General features: G+C 53.8%; 12 protein-coding genes, 1 tRNA gene and 1 pseudogene. 4 read left to right on the top strand and 10 right to left on the bottom strand.

The annotated features are described in order from the left end of the window. The 4 genes from gltB to ABJL60_RS00680 form a co-directional block, all read right to left on the bottom strand. A complete protein-coding gene (gltB, locus tag ABJL60_RS00665; protein ID WP_348373381.1) occupies positions 1-4,530 on the bottom strand; it encodes a glutamate synthase large subunit in 4,530 nt (1,509 codons plus the stop codon). Beyond that, the gene (locus ABJL60_RS00670) at positions 4,527-5,234 is read right to left on the bottom strand and encodes a hypothetical protein (RefSeq protein WP_348373382.1); all 708 of its coding nucleotides are present in this window, start codon (positions 5,232-5,234) and stop codon (positions 4,527-4,529) included. Before ABJL60_RS00670 ends, gltB begins: the two co-directional genes overlap by 4 nt. Next, the gene (locus tag ABJL60_RS00675) at positions 5,231-5,656 is read right to left on the bottom strand and encodes a GFA family protein (RefSeq protein WP_348373383.1); all 426 of its coding nucleotides are present in this window, start codon (positions 5,654-5,656) and stop codon (positions 5,231-5,233) included. Before ABJL60_RS00675 ends, ABJL60_RS00670 begins: the two co-directional genes overlap by 4 nt. A gap of 64 nt (positions 5,657-5,720) precedes the next feature. After that, positions 5,721-7,160: an NAD(P)-dependent oxidoreductase gene (locus ABJL60_RS00680; RefSeq protein WP_348373384.1), complete on the bottom strand. Its 1,440-nt coding sequence runs from the start codon at positions 7,158-7,160 to the stop codon at positions 5,721-5,723. A 240-nt stretch (positions 7,161-7,400) separates the two neighbouring features. On the opposite strand from ABJL60_RS00680, the gene ABJL60_RS00685 reads away from it, so the two are divergent. Beyond that, positions 7,401-8,204: an undecaprenyl-diphosphate phosphatase gene (locus ABJL60_RS00685; protein WP_348373385.1), complete on the top strand. Its 804-nt coding sequence runs from the start codon at positions 7,401-7,403 to the stop codon at positions 8,202-8,204. 3 nt (positions 8,205-8,207) lie between these two features. Here ABJL60_RS00685 and ABJL60_RS00690 read toward each other — a convergent pair whose 3' ends face one another. Continuing rightward, entirely contained in the window at positions 8,208-9,188 is a 981-nt protein-coding gene (locus ABJL60_RS00690; protein WP_348373386.1) for a complex I NDUFA9 subunit family protein, read from the bottom strand. A 202-nt stretch (positions 9,189-9,390) separates the two neighbouring features. On the opposite strand from ABJL60_RS00690, the gene ABJL60_RS00695 reads away from it, so the two are divergent. Next, positions 9,391-9,476 (top strand) — tRNA-Leu (locus ABJL60_RS00695). 195 nt (positions 9,477-9,671) lie between these two features. Here the strand turns inward: ABJL60_RS00695 and ABJL60_RS00700 are convergent. The 5 genes and pseudogenes from ABJL60_RS00700 to ABJL60_RS00720 all read right to left on the bottom strand — a co-directional run bounded on the left by ABJL60_RS00700 (position 9,672) and on the right by ABJL60_RS00720 (position 12,814). After that, the gene (locus tag ABJL60_RS00700) at positions 9,672-10,130 is read right to left on the bottom strand and encodes a PIN domain-containing protein (RefSeq protein ID WP_348373387.1); all 459 of its coding nucleotides are present in this window, start codon (positions 10,128-10,130) and stop codon (positions 9,672-9,674) included. 7 nt (positions 10,131-10,137) lie between these two features. Then, entirely contained in the window at positions 10,138-10,599 is a 462-nt protein-coding gene (locus ABJL60_RS00705; protein ID WP_348373388.1) for an excisionase family DNA-binding protein, read from the bottom strand. Between the two features lie 208 nt (positions 10,600-10,807). Then, on the bottom strand, positions 10,808-11,443 hold the full coding sequence (locus tag ABJL60_RS00710) for a hypothetical protein (protein ID WP_348373389.1): 636 nt from the start codon (positions 11,441-11,443) through the stop codon (positions 10,808-10,810). 140 nt (positions 11,444-11,583) lie between these two features. Then, positions 11,584-12,322 (bottom strand): annotated as a pseudogene (locus ABJL60_RS00715) (alanine:cation symporter family protein); the annotation flags it as partial. Between the two features lie 54 nt (positions 12,323-12,376). After that, on the bottom strand, positions 12,377-12,814 hold the full coding sequence (locus tag ABJL60_RS00720; protein ID WP_348373390.1) for a universal stress protein: 438 nt from the start codon (positions 12,812-12,814) through the stop codon (positions 12,377-12,379). Positions 12,815-13,009: 195 nt separating this feature from the next. On the opposite strand from ABJL60_RS00720, the gene ABJL60_RS00725 reads away from it, so the two are divergent. Both ABJL60_RS00725 and ABJL60_RS00730 read left to right on the top strand, forming a co-directional pair. Next, positions 13,010-13,456 carry a winged helix-turn-helix transcriptional regulator gene (locus ABJL60_RS00725; protein WP_348373391.1) on the top strand — a complete coding sequence of 149 codons (447 nt, stop codon included), beginning with the start codon at positions 13,010-13,012 and terminating at the stop codon, positions 13,454-13,456. A 149-nt stretch (positions 13,457-13,605) separates the two neighbouring features. Further along, the gene (locus tag ABJL60_RS00730) at positions 13,606-14,751 is read left to right on the top strand and encodes an ABC transporter substrate-binding protein (RefSeq protein WP_348373392.1); all 1,146 of its coding nucleotides are present in this window, start codon (positions 13,606-13,608) and stop codon (positions 14,749-14,751) included. Positions 14,752-14,768 lie beyond the last annotated feature (17 nt).

The raw sequence follows: 14,768 nt of genomic DNA on the forward strand, positions 1-14,768 counted from the left end.
TTATTCTGCTGGAATAGCCGTTTCCTCGTGGGACAAGGGTGCCGGCAAATGCACCAGCATTTCCTTGGGACAAACCTGCACGAAATGCGCTTGTTCAAGATCCCAATGCTGCATGATGTCAGCAGCCTTGCGGCTGCCTGTTTCTTCCAGATGCCGCTCCAAAAGCGTCTCTAATTGCGCTTTCCAATGATCAACTGTCACCGGGCACGTCACCAAGGTTTCCATGTTCATCATCTCGGCCGCTTTGCCATCGGGGTCATACAGATACGCCATGCCCCCCGTCATACCGGCCCCAAAGTTCGCGCCGATCTCACCCAGAATCACAGCAAGGCCACCGGTCATATATTCGCAACCGTTGCTACCGCAGCCTTCAATGACGACCTTCGCGCCTGAATTGCGCACCGCAAACCGTTCACCAGCACGACCCGCCGCAAACAGATAACCATCCGTGGCCCCGTACAAAACAGTGTTGCCGATGATGGTGTTGTCAGATGCGACCACAGGCGAGGCCATCGGTGGACGCACCACAATCGTGCCCCCCGACAAGCCCTTACCCACATAGTCATTCGCGTCACCCGACACTTCCAGTTTCAATCCGGGTGCCGCAAAAGCACCCAGCGATTGTCCAGCCGATCCTTGTAGCTTCACCGTCAAATGGTCAGGCTGTAGCGTGTTGCGCATCCCGAAATTCTTGACGATGTGGCTGGATGTGCGCGTGCCCACGGTGCGGTGCGTGTTCTGCACCGCATAAGACAATTGCATCTTTTCGCCATCTTCAAGGAACCGCGCCGCGTCGCGCACGATTTCCGCGTCCAGCGTGTCAGGCACAGCGTTGCGTGGCTTTTTCAGATCATATTTGATCGAAGACGCCCCATCAACGGTAATCAAAAGCGGGTTCAAATCCAGATCATCCAGATGCGCCGACCCTCGGGACACCTGCGCAAGCAAATCAGCCCGCCCAATCACATCATCAATGCTGCGCGCACCCAAAGACGCCAGCAATTCGCGCACTTCTTGCGCATAGAACGTGATCAGGTTCACAACCTTATCGGCATTGCCGGTGAACTTGTCGCGCAACGCTTCGTCCTGCGTACACACGCCCACAGGGCAGGTGTTCGATTGGCACTGACGCACCATGATACAGCCCATCGCGATCAGGGCTGCGGTGCCGATGCCGTATTCCTCGGCCCCCAGCATCGCCGCCATCACGATGTCACGCCCTGTGCGCAAACCACCGTCGGTGCGCAGCGTCACACGTTCGCGCAAGTTGTTCATCGACAAAACCTGATGCGCCTCAGTGAGGCCCATTTCCCATGGCAGACCCGCGTATTTGATTGAGGTCGCAGGGGAGGCACCGGTGCCCCCATTGTGGCCAGAAATCAGGATCACATCAGCCTTGGCTTTGGCCACACCCGCCGCAATCGTGCCAACACCAGAGGACGCCACCAATTTCACAGTCACCTTACAGCGCGGGTTGATCTGTTTCAGATCATAGATCAGCTGCGCAAGGTCTTCGATGGAATAGATATCGTGGTGCGGCGGCGGTGAAATCAACGTCACACCTTTGGTGGAATGACGCAGACGCGCAATCAGATCGGTGACTTTCATCCCCGGCAATTGCCCGCCTTCGCCGGGCTTAGCGCCTTGGGCGACCTTGATCTCAAGCTCTTCGCATTGGTTCAGGTATTCCGCCGTCACGCCAAAGCGGCCAGACGCCACTTGCTTGATCTTCGCAGAGGGGTTGTCGCCGTTGGGTTCAGGGTGGAAATGCGCCGGATCTTCGCCGCCCTCTCCGCTGTCAGATTTCGCGCCAATGCGGTTCATCGCAACGTTCAAGGTCTTGTGCGCCTCGGGCGACAACGCGCCCAAAGACATGCCCGGCGTCACGAAACGCTTGCGGATGGATGTGATGCTTTCCACCTCTTCCAGGGGGATCGCGTCACCCAAGGGTTTGAAGTCCAGCAAGTCGCGCAGGTGGATCGGTGGGTTGCTTTGCATCTTCGCAGAATACTGCTGCCACATCGCATATGAGGCTCTATTACAGGCCATTTGCATCATATGCATGGACGTGGCTTCCCACGCGTGGGTCTCGCCGGACTTGCGGGATTTGTAGAAACCACCGATGGGCAGCACGTTGGTGCCTTGCCAGCCCTGCGCATGTACTTCTTCAGCTTTGCGTTGGATGCCGCTGACCCCGATGCCGGAAATCCGGCTGGTCATGCCGGGGAAAAATTCAGCACACATGGCGCGGGACAGGCCCACGGCCTCAAAGTTCAGACCGCCGCGATAGCTGGAAATCACGGAAATCCCCATCTTCGCCATGATCTTCAAAAGCCCTTGGTCAATCGCATCGCGGTACCGCTGCACGGCCACGGTCAGGCTGCAATCCAGCAAGTTGCGCTCGATCCGGTCCGCCAGTGAATCTTCAGCCAGATAGGCGTTTACCACGGTCGCACCACAGCCGATCAACACGGCGAAATAATGCGGATCGACACATTCGGCCGCGCGCACGTTGAGCGAACAGAATGTGCGCAGGCCTTTACGCGTCAGATGCGAATGCACCGCACTTGTCGCCAAGATCATCGGCATTGCCACACGGCCTTCACTGCTGCCTTGATCGGTCAGCACAATGTGACCGGCTCCAGACCGCACAGCGTCTTCCGCTTCGGCTCTAATACGGGCCAAACCTGCGTTCAGGGTGCCGTTGCCTGCTTCAAATGTGCAGTCGATGGTCGCCAGATCAGCGTTGAATTCCTGCACCAACTGATCCCACTGTGCATTGCCAACAAAAGGACTGTCCAGCGTTAGGATTTCCGTTTGCGAACTGTCTTCGTCCAACACGTTTTTCAGGTTCCCGAACCGCGTTTTCAGCGACATGACGCGGAATTCACGCAAGCTGTCGATGGGCGGATTGGTGACTTGGCTAAAGTTTTGGCGGAAGAAATGGCTTAGAGGCCGGTATTTTTTCGACAGAACCGCAGACGGTGTATCGTCACCCATCGACGCCAGGGTTTCTTTGCCATCCTCGGCCATCGGGGCCAAGATCTGCTCAAGTTCTTCAATCGTGTAACCCGCCGCGATCTGACGGCGACGTAATTCTGCACCTTCAAACAATGGTACTTCGGTGACTGCGGCCAAGGGTCCATCAAGTTCTTTGATCTTGCTAGCCCACTCGCCAAACGGCTGGCTGGCGGCCAGTTCATCCTTGATTTCTGTGTCGTGGTACAGCTTGCCCTCTTTCATATCGACGGCCAAAATCTGCCCCGGCCCAAGCGCACCTTTTTCCTGAACGCGCGCTTCGTCCAACGGCACCATTCCGGTTTCAGAACCAGCAATCACCAGCCCGTCGTTGGTCACGACATAGCGCATCGGGCGCAGGCCGTTCCGGTCCAGACCAGCGCAAACCCAACGACCATCGGTCATCGCCAAAGCGGCGGGACCATCCCAAGGCTCCATCACGGAATTGCAATAAGAATACATGTCACGCCATGCCTGCGGCAGTTCAACCGCTTGCTTAGACCATGACTCAGGCACCAGCATGGTTTTCGCCATTGGCGCATTACGGCCAGCGCGTACAAGAACCTCAAAAACAGAGTCTAATGCAGCTGAATCAGACGATCCAGACGCCACAATTGGCTTGATGTCTTCCGCCATATCGCCAAAGGCACCGGATGCCATGCGGATCTCGTGGGACTTCATCCAGTTGAGATTGCCTTTCAGCGTGTTGATCTCGCCGTTGTGCGCCAACATGCGGAACGGTTGCGCCAACCACCACTGCGGGAAGGTGTTGGTAGAATAGCGCTGGTGATAAATGGCGAAGGCGGATTTGAACCGCTCATCCATGAGGTCAGGGTAGAATTCGGCAACCTGTTCGGCCAGCATCATACCTTTGTAGATGATAGACCGGCAGGACAAAGAGGCGATGTAAAGCGCACCCACACCGGCAGCCAAAGCCGCCTTTTCGATGCGGCGGCGGATCACGTACAATTCACGTTCAAAGGTGTCTTCGTCAACGCCCTTGGAATTAGAAATCAAGATCTGTTCGATCTCGGGGCGCGTCGCGTTGGCCTTTTCGCCCAGACAAGCGATTTCAACCGGAACGTGACGCCAGCCGTAAATGTAGTAGCCCATGCGCAGAACTTCGGTTTCCACGATGGTACGGCAGGTTTCCTGCGCCCCAAAATCTGTGCGCGGCAAGAACACCTGACCGACGGCGATCAGTTCATCCATGTTGGGGGTGTGGCCTGTGCGCTCGATCTGGTCGTAGAAAAATTTGACAGGGATTTGTACGTGAATGCCTGCACCGTCACCGGTCTTGCCATCTGCATCCACAGCGCCACGGTGCCAAATCGCTTTCAACGCCTGAATGCCGTTTTCAACAACGGAGCGTGTGGGGGTGCCATCGATGGACACCACAAGGCCAACGCCGCAGGAAGAATGTTCTTCTTCCTCGGAATAGAGACCATTTTCGGTCATAAACGTGCGCTTCGCTTCTTCAGCTTTCACCCAGTTTTCATCGTATTTGGTCATGGCATTGGCCCTTTCAGTGCAGCGGACAGTGACGCCATTTCAAGCGAACATCCGTAAAGTGGCGTTGAGGCGAAAAAACCGTCTTCGCCTGGATAGATAAATTCAATCGGAGAACTGTCGACAACGACCTTACGGTCGCCCATTTCACGCGTGCGTGTGCCACCAAAAAAGCGGCGATGCTTGGCCGACACATATTCACGGCCTGACACTTTCAACAGCGCGGTATTCGATCCGGGATTCACAAATCGCGCGCTGAATTCAGTGCGGTGCAGCGGTTCGCCGTCAACGGTTACGTTGTATTCCACAATACGATCATACCCCACGACGCGTGTGCGTTGCTGTGTCTTCGTATCGACGATAATGAAATCGTAGCTGTCCACACCCGTGGCCAAAAGTTCGGTCAAATTGGCCGGATCAGTTGCGGGTTGCTGTAGGTTTGTCTGGCGGGACGGTGAAAAATCGTAGCTTTCAAGCCACTGCGCTTCAGCGTCGATCTTTCCCAGATACGTCACGGATGTTTGACCGATGTCGGCGCGCCAGTGAATGCCGTCCGGGTCTTTTTCGCAGGTCCAATATTGCGCAACTTTGCAGTTGGCCTGCTGTACGGTCAGAAAGCCGGTGCAGCCGGCGGGCGGCGTGAACACAGGATCACCCGCCAAAGCCGGTGACGCACATACAGCGAATATGACGACGCACACCTTCATGCGTCGTCACCCGGCGCAAACAGCGCAAGCGTTTCAACGGTGGTCATTTTGCGATGATCGCCCGCCAAAGCATAGCCCTTGGGGGCGGCATCAGTAAAGAATTCCAGCTTGAGCGGTGCGCCTGCTGCGTCGGCAAACAACCCAGCAGACAGGTTCCGTACGCCATCATGTGTCGTGCCATACCAAAGCGTTGATCCACATTGGCTACAAAAACCACGTTCTGCCCATTCAGACGATTGATAGGTCTGAAACGGACCCTGCACGTCAATTTCACCATCCGTCGCCAGCGACATGAACATCGAACTGGTATGACGTCGACACATATCGCAGTGGCACGCGCGTACGATAGGGTTGGTTACGGTTGCTTTAACCGTGACCGCACCGCACAGGCAGCGTCCTTCGATGTGTCGTTGAGATGTCATTTTGCTTGTCCTTCATCGCATCGGGTGAACGCGGCGCGCTTGTGGCTGCGCCAAACGTGAACGGCTATTCGGCGGCTATGACCGCATTCGCGTTCATCTTTTCCAAAATGGCTTCTGCACAATCGCGTCCGTCTTTGATTGCCCAAACCACCAAAGACGCACCGCGCACAATGTCACCAACGGCATAAACGCCGTCCATTTGTGTGGCGCCGCTGGTGTATTCTGTCAGAATCGTGCCCCAGCGGCTGACCGGCAATTCCGGCTCGTTCCACAAGGTTGGCAGCGCTTCAGGTTCAAAGCCCAGCGCCATGATGACAATGTCTGCATCTTCAACATAATCCGCGCCCTCAATCACTTCAGGGGCTTGGCGACCGGTTGCATCGGGCGCACCCAGACGCATCTTTTGCACCATCACGCCGCTGACCGCATCGCCTTCGACGACGAACCCTTTAGGGGCAGACAGCCATTCAAACACGACACCTTCTTCCTCGGCGTTTTGGACTTCGCGTTGCGATCCCGGCATATTCGCACGGTCACGCCGATAAAGACATTTCACCGATGTCGCACCCTGGCGGATCGACGTTCGCACACAATCCATTGCCGTGTCGCCGCCGCCAATGACCACGATCTTCTTGCCCTCGGCGTTCAACGCGCCGCTGTCAAATTCAGGCACTGCATCCCCAAAGCTTTTGCGGTTGCTGGCCGTCAGGAAATCAATCGCACGCAAAACGCCGCCCGCTTCCGACCCTTCGGCCTGCAAATCGCGGCTTTTGTAGACGCCCGTGGCAATGATGATCGCGTCGTGTTTTGCCCGCAAATCAGCAAAGGAAACATCGGTGCCGACATCTGTGTTCAGCTCAAACTTGACCCCGCCCTGCGCCAGTTGATCATTGCGGCGCACAACCACGTCTTTTTCCAGTTTGAAACCGGGAATTCCGTACGTCAGCAAACCCCCTGCGCGGTCGTAGCGGTCATAAACGGTGACTTTAATGCCTGCGCGTCGCAGCACGTCCGCTGCCGCCAAACCGCCGGGACCTGCACCGATGATGCCCACGGATTCGGCGCGTTCCACGCTGGGGGAAATGGGCAAGACCCAACCTTGGTCCCACGCGGTATCTGTGATGTATTTTTCGACCGAACCGATGGTGACTGTGCCGTGACCTGATCCTTCGATCACGCAATTGCCTTCACACAAGCGGTCTTGTGGGCAGATGCGGCCGCAGATTTCGGGGAAGGTGTTTGTCGCTTGGGATAATTCGTAGGCTTCTTGCAAGCGGCCCTCTGCAGTCAAACGCAGCCAGTCGGGGATGTTGTTGTGCAATGGGCAATGCTGCTGGCAATATGGCACGCCGCATTGGCTGCAACGGCTGGACTGCTCTTTGGCTTTCGCGTCTGCATATTCCGCATAGATTTCATTGAAATCCTCCCGACGCTCGCCCGCTTCACGCTTCTGAGGCATATCCCGTTCAATATTAACGAACTTCAACATAGGTTGTTTGGCCATGATACCCTCAGATTCTGCGTGTGATACGCGGTCATTAGGGCAATATTGCCAGGTTTGGAAGGGAAAATTGCAATATAGGTAACGTGTTATTACCTATTTTTTGATGCTTTCGCGCAAAATTGTATTTTCACAACCAATAGTCGCCAATAATAACACCGAACCGGACCTAAATGCTGGTTTTACATTGTTTTGCATAGCGAATAGTCAGTTCGGGCTGCACCGATAGCCTTTAGGACCACAATGTCACTCTTTCACCTTTTCATTCTGGCTGTGATCCAAGGCGTCACTGAATTTCTTCCCATCAGCTCATCTGGTCACCTGATTTTACTGCCAAGCCTGACCGGCGCCGCCGATCAAGGCCATGTTCTGGATGTGGCTGTACATGTGGGCACATTGTTTGCGGTGATCTTATATTTCCGTTCTGATGTCGTGACAGCCACCATTGGCTTCGGGCGATTGCTGCGCGGAAAAGTGGATACACAAGGTGCGTTTTTGGCTTTGTGCCTTGTGATCGGAACAATTCCCGTCATCGTTGTTGGCTTTATTCTGGAAATGACTGGGCTGGCTTATGTCATGCGGTCTGTCGCTATGATTGGCTGGGCCATCTTGGGGTTCGGCGTTTTGCTGTATTGGGCCGACATGACCGGCACCTGTGAAAAAACCGACACTGATTGGTCTTTGAAAGACGCTTGGATCATGGGATTGGCGCAGGCGTTGGCATTGATCCCCGGCACGTCGCGCTCTGGCATTACCATCACTGCTGCGCGGCGCCTTGGGTACGGGCGCGAGGGTGCTGCGAAACTATCCATGCTGATGTCTATTCCAACAATCATCGCGTCCGGAGTGTTGTTGGGTCTGCACTCTATCGGCAACATCGATCTGCCCCAAGCGCGGGATGCTGCGATCGGGGCTTTCTTTGCCTTTGTTGCGGCTTTGATTGCATTGGCTTTGATGATGCGTTTGTTGCGCAGCGTTAGCTTTACGCCTTACGTCATTTACCGCATCATCTTTGGTGCAGGTCTGTTGATCTGGGCCTACAGCTAAGGGTCAGGTGCGCAGGTTCTTTGCGCTTTCCTTGATCGCTGCATACTGACCAGATGGACGGAAGCGCCACAGATACTCTGGCAAAACCGCTTCCAAAGCGACGGGTTCAATTCCGAAATCTGCCAACCCTTTTGCGCCTTCAGACACAACATTGTCGTTGGCCAGGTTTTTGACCTGATCGCTTGTGATCATCGCAGGAATGATACCCAACGACAGAGTGCTGGCCAAACCAAAGCCAAAGGCCATGATGCGGGCCGCAAAGAACGGGATATTCGCAATCATGCGACGGCGGCGGATCACACCCAACATGGTTTCCATCAAGGACCGTAATGTTGCGACATCAGGGCCGCCCAATTCATAGACGCCCGGCGCGGCGTTGCTTGTCAAAGACAGTTCCGCCGCCTGCGCCACATCATCAACAAAGACAGGCTGGAATTTTGTGTCGGCACCCACGACGGGCAAAACCGGACCCATGCGGGTCATACCAGCAAAACGGTTAAAGAAGTCATCTTCGGGGCCAAAGACAATGGAAGGACGCAAGATCACAGCATTTGGCATGTGTTTCAAAACGCCTGCCTCGCCTTCACCTTTGGTGCGCGCATAATCGCTGTCTGCCGTCACGTCCGCGCCAATGGCCGAGATATGAACCATTTTGCCCACACCCTGCTGCGCCGCAATCCGCGCGACACGTTCCGCGCCTTCGGCTTGCACGGCGTCAAAACGGTTCTTGCCCGCTTCCGCCAGAATACCCACACAGTTCACAACCGCATCTGCACCCTGCATCACCTGAGCCACTGACGCGTCATCGCGGATGTTGCACAAAACTGGTTCAACCTGACCGACAACGCCGTAAGGCTTCACAAAGATCGCTTCGTTCGGCCTGCGCACGGCCACGCGCACACGCCATCCCGCTTTCGCCATGCGACGGGCGATGTACCGCCCGACAAAACCGGATCCGCCGTAGATTGTAACCAGCTTGGACATTGTGTGCTCCTGACTGTGCGCATTGTTATATAGGGATGTACCCAAGGCAGTGCTCCCAAACAAGGCGCTAAATCGTCGCTTTGTCTGTGTTTCGAACCTGTTTAGCGGTACGTGGTATTGTTTGCCATCATCTGATGCGAGAATCCTTAAGATTCCATTTGACACCTATCGCCCGCGCCCTTAATTGCTGCACCACACCTGTGCCCAGGTGGCGGAATGGTAGACGCGCTAGCTTCAGGTGCTAGTGTCTGTATGGACGTGGAGGTTCGAGTCCTCTTCTGGGCACCAAAAATTTGTGATTTTTCGTTTTATATCATAAGCATACGCGAATTTCCTGTGGATCAGTCCACCCTAGGGTCCACCTTCGACGCCCACCCTCTAAATAAAATCTGCGTATTTTGACAAAACATCCGCAGTTTGAGGCAAACCAACTTGCTCCATTCTCAACAGCAATCCATACGCGTCATATTTTGGCGAGTTGAATCATTGTCTCATTTTTTTAATCTGCTTAACGGCAGTGAGTTCAGACACGGTTATGCAGTCGGAAAAAAACTTGTCGGCTGACACTGCAACGACGTCATATGCTTCAAGCGATTTATTTGGAAAGTGCTTTAGATTGTCCGTAACAATCAAAGCGGCTTGAGTTTGGATTGCTGCGGCGACAACATGCCTGTCATCGACATCAGTCAAGTCAATTTGTTTGACTAAGGCCGACCTCACGACCACTTCTGAGTCTGGGAAACTTAACCTTATCAACTGTAGCTGTCTTTTTGCTTTCTTCGGATCGATCCTTGTCGCTAGATTGCGCTCAAACTCATCAAGAATTTCAGACGACCACGCAGGCCTGTACAGGTCAGCCTCCGCCAAGCTTAGAGCAATATGCCGATGCAATCCGCCGTAGAGCACATTCGCATCAAGAACCGCTGTGAAGCGGTTTGGCATCACAATCTTAAATTAGTCCCAGCTCAACGTCATTCATAGCCAACTCTTTTAGCGCCTTTTCGCGGTCGTCATCTCGCGCCTTCATATACTCAAAAAGGTCTTTCGCCTTTATCTTTCTGTGCGTTCCAACCAGATGAAAATTTAGATTACCCGCCTCCAACATCTTGATCAGATGTGGTCTTGATACGTTCAATAAATCTGCTGATTGTTGTGTAGAAAGTTCAGCGTCGTGAGGTATCAAGTGAAACCCTTGGCCGTTTTGAATTAACCGCAGGACATTCAAAAAGGTTTCTGCAATGGCATGTGTCAGGACAACTTGGGCTGGCTTGCCTTCATTGTCCACAAGCGACAAGCTGTTATCGGTGTTTGGGTCGTCAACGATAGACGCCAAAACCTTCCTCAATTGTGAGGCTGCTTCAACGTCAATTTCGCTTGGAATGTGGTCTGCGAACGCCATGCTCTTTGCCATGTTTGCTCTCCCTTTGAACCCGATATAGTGCCTATTCGAAATAAACGCAACAACTTGTTTAGAGCGGATTCGTTAAGTCCTTGTAAAAGATTCATAAATTTTTCCGTGAGTTAGCCGTACGTACGAATAAAGTGGTAGATAGTGAAACTTGTTTCCCAAATCTCGCTGAGAGGTGTTGAGCGTTTCGTCATTTTTCAGCCGGTCACTCTTAGAAATACATCTCCAGTTCCTCTCCGCTGAGAAGGTGCGAAAAACTTGCTATGAAAAGTTGGTCTGCTTGGTTCTCGCGCCACTCGATCTCTAACCGTTTGCGCTGATACGTCCGTTGCCACATGCCCCTTGGCTTTGGTGCAATCCAATGCGCGGTGCCGGGTTCGCCGCCCAGCGCCATGCGTAGCTTGTTTTCGCGACGCAACATCCGGTCATATCGCGTCTCTGACTGACTGGCATAGTTGACGTTGTAGCAATGGCGGCAGAGAAAATAGCACCCACCAGAAAACAATTTGCCAACCCGCCGCCCACAATGCCGACCGTTCACCACGCCGGGGCATCGAAAATAGGGCCGCTGGTTGCCATAGTGGCAGTCTGTGTAGGTCAACGGGATAGGTTGCTTGATAGGCTCCCAATCGCCCCCATTTAGACGGACTTTGTAGTCCAAGACAAAGCGGCCCCGCTCCGCCTTGTATCCAATACGCGCAATTTCTTCGCCGTCTCTGGACCAGATCCAATGCCCTTGTTTGCCAGCTTGCAAACACCCGTCACGGTGTAGGCGGTTCACATCCAAAGAGCGGCAATGCTCTGCTTTTTGTTTGTAACCTGTGCGTCCCGAGCCATATCCGCCCATGTGGTATCTCCTGATATTTTCCGAAATCATTAGGCAAGTGCAACATTCCCTTAGGGTGACTTAAGGGTCGTTTGCGCGAAATCCCTGATGTGTGGAAACGCGCTTTTGCCATCCCGCATCGGTCCCTATTGCACACGCCGTGCACCGATGACGATGAAGATGCAGAAGATGATCTTGAACACCAGCTCCGACGTTTTGCCCTCACCAAATAGGTAGGTCCAAGCTTTCAGGCCGTAGTAGCTCCATGAAATCATCGTCGAGAATGCAAAGAGCACCACGGCGATGGCCAAGACATACGGGAACCAGCTGATACCAAAGGATACAGAAGACAGAGAACAAGACCGCAAGGATTTTGCCGCCCGGCAGGCCCAACTCGTTGAAACCCTTCGAGATGTAGTACATCGGACCACCAGAAACGGTGCCGTAGTCATACTCATTTCTGTATTTCACGCCCAAGGTGCATTCGGTGAATTTCGACGCCATACCCAACAGAGCCGCAAGGATCATCCAGAACGTAGCCTCTGGCCCACCGATGCCCACGGCAACAGCAACGCCTGCAATGTTGCCAAGACCAACGGTGCCCGACAAAGCCGTGGCCAGCGCTTAGAAATGGCTCACCTCGCCTGCGTCATTGGGATCCGAAAAGTCCCCTTTGACCAATTGGATCGAATGTTTGAAGAAGCGAAATTAAACAAAACCAAAATAAACTGTGAAAATAGTAGCCGCAATCACCAACCACATCACGATCCATGGGAAATCGGTCCCTGGAAACGGCGCGAAGATCAAACTTACAAATGGGCCCGTAAGGTTTGCGAAGACCTCATTGACCTTCTCATCGATACCCATCGCTTCTTGTGCAGCAACCGGGCTCGACATCATGGCGGTGGCCGCAGCGGCCAGTCAAGTTTTCGAAATGTTATTCATATCCAATCCCTATCCGACAACTGTGACAGGCACGTCGGCGTGCATAACAAGGTTCTGGGTTGAGCTGCCGAAGATACGCTTGGCAAAGCCGTCAGATGACGCGCGACCCACGATGATTTGCGATCCGCCATGTTCAACGGTCAGCCGGTTCAACGTTTCGGCAACGTCGCCATGACGCACAAGGCCCGTCGCGACAAAACCCGCATCCGAAAGCGCCGTAACAGCAGGATCCACGATACGGGATGTCGCCATTGCGACCTCTTCTTCGCGGCGCTGGTGGCGTTTTTCGTTTTCTTCGGCTGTTTGGAATGTGAATGGGGACCATTCGATGACGTAAACGGCAATCAGTTCACATTTGTCGATCTTTGACGCCAGGTCTTTCGCAAACGCGAGTGCACGTTCTCCGGTGTCTGTCCCGTCAAGTCCAATGACTATTTTGACTGACATTTTTTCCTCCGTGTTGGTTGAATTTACAAAGTGGAAAGCACGTCCTTCCCCCTTGCGGACCCATGAGAATCAACTTGACGTTGTCTCTAAGTCTTGCCTTCAATTTTAGGGATTATCACTAGCCATTGGCGCTTTTTTTGGAAAAATGGCGGGTGTCTTTGTCAAACGAGACGCTATTTGTAGGGAATTTTACTATTGAGTAGGGAAATAGATGCGATCGATCATCGAATTTTGAAAGAGCTTGAAAAGGATGGGCGGCTGTCCATTGTCGAGCTTTCCACACGTGTAAACCTGACCAACACACCGTGTTCGGAACGGGTCAAACGGCTGGAACGGTCCGGCTACATCAAGGGCTACCGCGCGTCCCTGAACATGGAGAAGCTGGGGCTTGGACATCTGACCGTCGTTCAGGTGTCGCTGACCGCCACCGGGGGTGACAATTCGCTTGATGCGTTCAACGCGGCTGTCGGAGTGGTTCCCGAGATCGAAAGCTGTCTGATGTTGGCCGGATCGTTTGATTACCTGCTGACTGTACGCACGCGTGACATCGTGCATTTTCGGGAAGTTTTGGGCGACAAAATCAACAAGCTGCCCGGAATTTTACAGACCAATTCCTTTGCGGTGATGGAAGTCGTGCGATGATGGTTTGGGAGGATCACACAAAGAATTCTTTAATCCTAAAGTAAATTATGCCTAAGTTTGTGAACAATTATGAATCGCTGCACAAAAAGGCGACACCAACCCGCTGCGTGAACACGTCATGACGGCAGGATCCAACAAGGAGAAACACCATGAAACTGAAATCCCTCGCATTGGCTGCGTGCATGGCAGCGACGGCGTCTGCGGGCTTGGCCGACGGTCACGCAAAACTGAAGGTCGGCATGATCACGACCTTGTCTGGCGGCGGCGCAGGTCTGGGCATCGATGTCCGTGACGGCTTTATGCTGGCAATGAAACAAGCAGGCGACACAGGCATCGAAGTTGTCATCGAAGACGACCAGCGCAAGCCCGACATTGCTGTCCAACTGGCTGACAAAATGATCCAGTCTGAAAAAGTTGATGTTATGACAGGCATCATCTGGTCCAACCTTGCTATGGCTGTTGTGCCATCAACCACCGCACAGGGTAAATTCTACCTGTCACCAAATGCCGGCCCATCCGCACTGGCGGGCAAAGGGTGCCATCCGAACTATTTCAACGTCGCATGGCAAAACGACAACCTGCACGAAGCTGCGGGTGCCTATGCCAACACGGCAGGCTACAGAAAATCCTTTATTCTTGCGCCAAACTATCCCGCGGGCAAAGACGCGCTGACCGGTTACAAACGCCAGTATGGCGGGGAACTGACGGGCGAGCTGTTTACCAAGCTGGGTCAAACAGATTACGCCGCTGAAATCGCGCAAATCCGTGCCTCAGGTGCTGATTCTGTGTTTTTCTTCCTGCCCGGCGGCATGGGTATTTCTTTCCTGAAGCAATACGCAGACAGCGGCATCGACTTACCTGTTGTGGGCCCCGCCTTCAGCTTTGACCAAGGTATTTTGCAAGCTGTAGGCGCCGCCGCTTTGGGTGTTGTAAACACTTCCCAGTGGAACAAAGACATCGATAACGCTGCCAACAAGGCCTTCGTAGAGACGTTTTCCGCAGAATACGGTCGTCTGCCATCGCTTTACGCCAGCCAAGGATTTGACACGGCAAACCTGCTGATTTCTGCCGCAGCAAAAGCCGATGTGAAAGACGCAGACGCGTTTCGCGCAGCGCTGAAGGCCGCCGACTTTGCCAGCACACGCGGGGATTTTGCATTCGGGAACAACAACCACCCGATCCAAAACATCTACGTGCGTGAAGTGATCCAGGAGGGTGACGTGTTTACCAACAAAATCATCGGCACCGCATTGGAAAGCCACCAAGACGTTTACGCAGCCGACTGCGCGAACTAATGGCATCCCCCGGGCGC

The sequence above is a fragment of the Ascidiaceihabitans sp. genome, from assembly GCF_039986515.1.
In the GTDB taxonomy this organism is placed as follows: Bacteria; Pseudomonadota; Alphaproteobacteria; order Rhodobacterales; family Rhodobacteraceae; genus Ascidiaceihabitans.

Coding starts and splice junctions, on each gene's coding strand:
- gltB (WP_348373381.1), bottom strand. CDS start 4,530: ATGACCAAATACGATGAAAACTGGGTGAAAGCTGAAGAAGCGAAGCGC.
- ABJL60_RS00670 (WP_348373382.1), bottom strand. CDS start 5,234: ATGAAGGTGTGCGTCGTCATATTCGCTGTATGTGCGTCACCGGCTTTG.
- ABJL60_RS00675 (WP_348373383.1), bottom strand. CDS start 5,656: ATGACATCTCAACGACACATCGAAGGACGCTGCCTGTGCGGTGCGGTC.
- ABJL60_RS00680 (WP_348373384.1), bottom strand. CDS start 7,160: ATGGCCAAACAACCTATGTTGAAGTTCGTTAATATTGAACGGGATATG.
- ABJL60_RS00685 (WP_348373385.1), top strand. CDS start 7,401: ATGTCACTCTTTCACCTTTTCATTCTGGCTGTGATCCAAGGCGTCACT.
- ABJL60_RS00690 (WP_348373386.1), bottom strand. CDS start 9,188: ATGTCCAAGCTGGTTACAATCTACGGCGGATCCGGTTTTGTCGGGCGG.
- ABJL60_RS00700 (WP_348373387.1), bottom strand. CDS start 10,130: ATGCCAAACCGCTTCACAGCGGTTCTTGATGCGAATGTGCTCTACGGC.
- ABJL60_RS00705 (WP_348373388.1), bottom strand. CDS start 10,599: ATGGCAAAGAGCATGGCGTTCGCAGACCACATTCCAAGCGAAATTGAC.
- ABJL60_RS00710 (WP_348373389.1), bottom strand. CDS start 11,443: ATGGGCGGATATGGCTCGGGACGCACAGGTTACAAACAAAAAGCAGAG.
- ABJL60_RS00720 (WP_348373390.1), bottom strand. CDS start 12,814: ATGTCAGTCAAAATAGTCATTGGACTTGACGGGACAGACACCGGAGAA.
- ABJL60_RS00730 (WP_348373392.1), top strand. CDS start 13,606: ATGAAACTGAAATCCCTCGCATTGGCTGCGTGCATGGCAGCGACGGCG.